Here is a 738-nt window from a genome sequence, read left to right as displayed (position 1 = left end):
TTGACGGAGGATGCGGCGTGGATCGTGGCGTGGCGCGGCGTTCACGGCGCCGACCCCGGTGTCACTCGCCGCACCCTCAAGCGCCACCACAAGGCGGCAGGCCGAGTGCGTGAACTCCTCGCCGAAGCACCGGAGTTGCCGACCGAACCGGTCGCGCTGTCGGTCATGCAGACACCGACCGCCACGCTCGCCGACGTCGCCCCGGGCGGGTCGGTCCTCGACTCCGATGAGGCCGTGCGGGAAGCGCTCATCCTCGCGTTCGACTCGGCGCGGCCGGTCGCCGAACTGCTCGGCAACCTCAACCCGACCGGCTCGACCGACCGCGAGCAGTCGACCCCTGATCAGCATATTTCCACACAAAAAGGCGCGGCAGAGTCGGGCGTGAGTCGGTCGACCGGTGCGCGTGGCCGCAAGTCGACCGGCAAGGTCCCGCCGGCCGCAAAGTCGTTCGGGCGCACACGATCGACCGATGAACTACTCGTCGCCGCACGTGAGTTGACGGCGGGTTGGCCGGTCGACCGGTTGACGGGTGAGGCGATCCGCAAGGCGGTTCGCACGTCGGCCGCGAAGGGTCGGACGTTGCGGGATGCGCTGCTCGCCGAGCGCACGACCGCCGGCCTTCATCTGGTGGTCGACCCCGACACCGGAACCACTGCCAGCAGCGCGTGATGGCGCTGTTCCGGAAACGCTTCTGGGACCCCACCGGCGCCCGGTACGGCACGCCGACCTACCCGTGGC

1 pseudogene is annotated in these 738 nt (G+C 70.1%); it reads left to right on the top strand.

The features are described 5' to 3' along the window. Window positions 1-669, top strand: a pseudogene (locus GT354_RS40280) (hypothetical protein); the annotation flags it as partial. Window positions 670-738 lie beyond the last annotated feature (69 nt).

The sequence above is a fragment of the Streptomyces sp. SID3343 genome (genome assembly GCF_009865215.1).
GTDB lineage: Bacteria > Actinomycetota > Actinomycetes > Streptomycetales > Streptomycetaceae > Embleya.
Note: the sequence above shows the minus strand (reverse complement) of the source record. Positions and strands in the feature narration are given on the sequence as shown.